Origin of the sequence: Vibrio sp. 10N.261.52.A1 (genome assembly GCF_002876325.1) — a bacterium.
Taxonomy (GTDB): domain Bacteria; phylum Pseudomonadota; class Gammaproteobacteria; order Enterobacterales; family Vibrionaceae; genus Vibrio; species Vibrio chagasii.
This window is the reverse complement of sequence record NZ_MCYD01001091.1, coordinates 1-3,948: the sequence shown is the minus strand read 5'-3', so window position 1 is coordinate 3,948 and position 3,948 is coordinate 1. Positions and strand designations below refer to the sequence as shown.

Genomic DNA, 3,948 nt, shown 5'->3' with positions numbered 1-3,948 from the left:
ATGATAGTGATCGTAGCGCCTACGCTTACTTTATCCATCACGATGTGCGCGCCTTTCAGACGGCCATCAACACTTGCTTTCACATAACCATCTTCCAATGTAATGGTTGCACCTAGTTGCTCTAGGCCATGGATATGCAGATCAACAGGGCGAGCACCAATTGCACAACCGCCAGGAAGTGACACTTGGCCTTCACCAAAACGAGCAACTAAAGGCCCCAAAGCCCAGATAGAAGCACGCATTGTTTTTACTAAATCGTAAGGCGCACAAAATTCATTAATTTCGCTGCCATCAACGTGAACGCTACCATTACGTGATACTTTCGCGCCTAAACGCTTTAGCAGTTCCATCGTAGTATCGATGTCACGTAGGTGAGGAACGTTACTTACTTCTACTGGCTCTTCAGCAAGAATTGAAGCAAATAGGATTGGTAGCGCTGCGTTTTTTGCGCCAGAGATCGTCACTTCACCGCTTAGCGGCTTGTCTGATCCAATAACTCGAAACTTTTCCATCATAAACCTTAAAGTGACATCAGTTTCTTATCACGTTCCCACTCTTCCGGCGTGAATGCCTTGATAGAAAGAGCATGGATGTCATTGCGTTGAATGTATTCCATTAGTGGGCCGTAGATTAGTTGCTGCTTCTTAACTCGATTCATGCCGTCAAAACATGGATCAACCGCAACAACTTCGTAATGACTGCCTTCACCTTTCACGATAATCTCTTGAAGGTTCAGTGCCTCTGCTAATAATTCTTGTACTTTTGTGCTGTCCACAAATAGCTCCTGCCTAATTTTTTATGTGTTCTGCCATCATTGGCTGGATATTGCTCAATTGGAACAACGTTCGTAATTGTTCTGGCACGAAACTGAGCATTATATGACAGTTTTGATTTTTTGCATGCTCTAATAAGTGAATTAGCATCACCATTCCTGCTGAATCGACTCGATTTATATGGCTAAGGTCAATTTCAACGCTCGATTCCGTTGTTTGCCACTTTTCCAATATACGCCAGATTGCAGGAACGCTGTCTCGGTCGATATCTCCGAGAAGCTGATACTCTATAGAGCTTAGCGCTTGCCATTGAGATTGGCTCATTATTTATTACTCTCAAAGCGAATCGGCTGTGCAGCCAGTTTCTCTAGCTCGTCAGCAACCGCTAAGATACCGTCTTGACGAATCTTAGTATTCCACTCTGATTGCTTGCTCGACAGCAGGCTAATCCCTTCCGCAACCATATCAAATGCTTTCCACTCGCCAGACTTTTTGTCTTTACGAAGTTTGAATTCCAATTTGATGTTAGGTCTTGGCGTATCAATGATATCAACCTTGATATTGGTGATACGGCTGTCTGCTTTAATTTTTGGTTCAGGGCCAAACTCGATGGTTTGGTCCGTGTATTGAGTTAACACTTGTGCGTATGAAGACACTAGGTACTTGCGAAATGCATCGATAAATACACGCACATCTTTTCTATCCGCGCCTTTCAAGTTTGGCCCCAGCAACTTAAGTGCTGCATATTGAGCATTCACATAAGGCATCAACTCTTCTTCCACGATCACTTTGAGTAATTCTGGATCTTTGTGGACATTGTCTTGTTCGCTCTTCAAACGCTCAAATGCCACCTCAGCGACTTGCGTCATCATTTGGTAAGGCTGCGTTTTATCAATAGTTGCATCCGCAAAAGCTTGAGTTGAAACCAACAAGGCCATTACAGCGAAAAACCCTATTTTCAAGTGTTTCATCGTTTTCAACATCATCCTATTCCTCAGCTTTATTGTCATCAGAGCCGCCAACGCTATACAGCACTTGGCCAATCAAATCTTCGAGTACCAATGCCGATTTAGTGTCTTCAATCGAATCACCATCAACCAACATCTCTTCATCGTCAAAAATGAAGCCTGGAACTAAACTGATGTACTGCTCACCGATTAAACCTGACGTTAAGATTTGAGCACTAGAGGTATCAGGAAACTGTGAATACTTCGCATCAATCGACATTTCAACCACAGGCAGATAGCTTTCGGTATCAAGCTCAATGCTTTTCACACGACCAACAACTACGCCACCAACCTTCACTGGAGAACGAACTTTTAGGCTACCAATGTTGTCAAAGGTCGCTTTCAGATTGTAAGTATGGTTTGAACCCAGCCCTTTTACGTCAGCGACTTGAAAGATCATGATTAAGATTGCGCAAATTCCGGCTATAACAAAGGTGCCGACCCATAATTCTAACTTTCGAGTTTGTTGCATGATTAATTCCCAAACATCAATGCGGTAAGAACAAAATCTAGCCCTAATACCGCTAGAGAAGAGTGTACTACTGTACGTGTGGTTGCTTGACTAATACCTTCAGAGGTCGGTACCGCATCATAACCATTGAAAAGAGCGATCCAAGTTACGGTGATAGCAAAGACCATGCATTTGATCATGCTGTTACCGATATCTCGACCTAGCTCAACAGAAGACTGCATCGCAGACCAAAAGCTGCCGTGGTCAATGCCTTTCCAATCAACACCGACTAACTGGCCGCCCCAAATACCGACCGCCATAAAGATCATCGCCAGTAGAGGCATAGAGATAAGTCCAGCCCACAAGCGTGGTGCAATAATGCGCTTTAGAGGATCAACGGCCATCATTTCTAAACTGGAGATCTGCTCCGTTGCTTTCATCAAACCGATTTCAGCGGTCAGTGCTGAACCCGCGCGACCTGCAAACAGCAGCGCCGTGACCACAGGGCCAAGCTCTCGTAGTAATGAAAGCGCGACCATTTGGCCAAGGTTGCCCTCAGCGCCGTAGTCAATTAACACGACATAACCTTGCAGGCTTAATACCATGCCAATGAACAAGCCCGAAACTAAAATAATAGCCAATGACTGAACGCCAACGCTATAAAGTTGTTTAACTAATAAAGGGAAGTTTTTTAGTCGCGGGATGCCAAACAAAGCCCCGAATAACATCAGGCTTGCTCGACCAAATGACTCACAGATCGCAAGTGTTCGCTTACCGACACCTGCAATAGTTTTAGCAATCATATTAAAACAAATCCTTTTCAAGACTTTGCGCTGGGAACCTAAATGGCACAGGGCCATCAGCTTCGCCTTGCAAAAATTGCTGCACTCTCGGATCGTCATTGTTGTACAACTCTTCCGGTGACCCAGCAGCAATGATTTTGCCATCTGCGAGTAGGTAAACCCAATCCGCGATACTCATCACCTCAGGAACATCATGAGAAACGACGATAGACGTTAAGCCCAAGGCTTGATTGAGGTTGCGAATAAGTTCAACCAACACACCCATTGTAATTGGGTCTTGGCCGACAAAGGGCTCATCGTACATGATCAGTTCTGGATCCAGTGCAATAGCACGCGCCAATGCGGCACGCCTAGCCATTCCGCCAGACAACTCACTCGGCATTAACTGCGCTGCACCACGTAATCCTACAGCCTCAAGCTTAAGTAAAACGATGGTACGAATAAATTTTTCGTTAAGTTCAGTGTGCTCACGCAGTGGAAACGCCACATTATCAAAGACATTGAGATCCGTAAAAAGTGCACCCGATTGAAAGAGCATGCTCATTTTTTTACGTGCTTGATAAAGCTTTCGACGAGATAGAGTTGGGATATTGTCGCCATCAAACCAAACTTCACCGTTATCTGGAGGCAATTGTCCACCAATCAAACGCAGTAAAGTTGTTTTACCGATCCCTGATGGCCCCATGATGGCAGTAATCTTGCCTTGAGGGACCTCTAAACTGATGTCGTCAAAAATAACGCGATCACCGCGTGAGAAGCTAAGGTTCTTAACTTTTACAAGTTCAGTATTCGACATACTCTTGTAGTTTCCTTGCTTTAAAAAACGCCAATTATGGCTGCAATAATAATGAGTCTACTTTAGAATTAAAAGCACTGTTCAATTAATTCATATTAAACAGGAATCTATGCAGGGA

6 protein-coding genes and 1 pseudogene are annotated in these 3,948 nt (G+C 44.2%); all 7 read right to left on the bottom strand.

Annotated features, from left to right (window positions below; translation table 11 throughout):
* A pseudogene (locus BCT81_RS23455) lies at positions 1-512 on the bottom strand (UDP-N-acetylglucosamine 1-carboxyvinyltransferase); the annotation flags it as partial.
* Between the two features lie 8 nt (positions 513-520).
* Complete coding sequence (gene ibaG, locus BCT81_RS23450) at positions 521-775, bottom strand: BolA family iron metabolism protein IbaG (RefSeq protein WP_004738686.1); 255 nt, start codon at positions 773-775, stop codon at positions 521-523.
* Positions 776-788: 13 nt separating this feature from the next.
* Positions 789-1,097, bottom strand: coding sequence for a lipid asymmetry maintenance protein MlaB (locus BCT81_RS23445; RefSeq protein ID WP_102426036.1), 309 nt, complete (start codon positions 1,095-1,097; stop codon positions 789-791).
* On the bottom strand, positions 1,097-1,711 hold the full coding sequence (locus BCT81_RS23440) for a phospholipid-binding protein MlaC (protein WP_133152698.1): 615 nt from the start codon (positions 1,709-1,711) through the stop codon (positions 1,097-1,099). Before BCT81_RS23440 ends, BCT81_RS23445 begins: the two co-directional genes overlap by 1 nt.
* Positions 1,712-1,760: 49 nt before the next feature.
* Positions 1,761-2,252, bottom strand: coding sequence for an outer membrane lipid asymmetry maintenance protein MlaD (gene mlaD / locus BCT81_RS23435; RefSeq protein ID WP_102426034.1), 492 nt, complete (start codon positions 2,250-2,252; stop codon positions 1,761-1,763).
* A gap of 2 nt (positions 2,253-2,254) precedes the next feature.
* Complete coding sequence (gene mlaE / locus BCT81_RS23430; protein ID WP_008220420.1) at positions 2,255-3,034, bottom strand: lipid asymmetry maintenance ABC transporter permease subunit MlaE; 780 nt, start codon at positions 3,032-3,034, stop codon at positions 2,255-2,257.
* A gap of 1 nt (position 3,035) precedes the next feature.
* Positions 3,036-3,830 carry a phospholipid ABC transporter ATP-binding protein MlaF gene (gene mlaF, locus BCT81_RS23425; protein ID WP_008220421.1) on the bottom strand — a complete coding sequence of 265 codons (795 nt, stop codon included), beginning with the start codon at positions 3,828-3,830 and terminating at the stop codon, positions 3,036-3,038.
* Positions 3,831-3,948 lie beyond the last annotated feature (118 nt).

Excerpts from the sequence above, each read along its gene's own strand:
- BCT81_RS23445 (WP_102426036.1), bottom strand. The coding sequence starts at position 1,097 with ATGAGCCAATCTCAATGGCAAGCGCTAAGCTCTATAGAGTATCAGCTT.
- BCT81_RS23440 (WP_133152698.1), bottom strand. The coding sequence starts at position 1,711 with ATGGCCTTGTTGGTTTCAACTCAAGCTTTTGCGGATGCAACTATTGAT.
- mlaD (WP_102426034.1), bottom strand. The coding sequence starts at position 2,252 with ATGCAACAAACTCGAAAGTTAGAATTATGGGTCGGCACCTTTGTTATA.
- mlaE (WP_008220420.1), bottom strand. The coding sequence starts at position 3,034 with ATGATTGCTAAAACTATTGCAGGTGTCGGTAAGCGAACACTTGCGATC.
- mlaF (WP_008220421.1), bottom strand. The coding sequence starts at position 3,830 with ATGTCGAATACTGAACTTGTAAAAGTTAAGAACCTTAGCTTCTCACGC.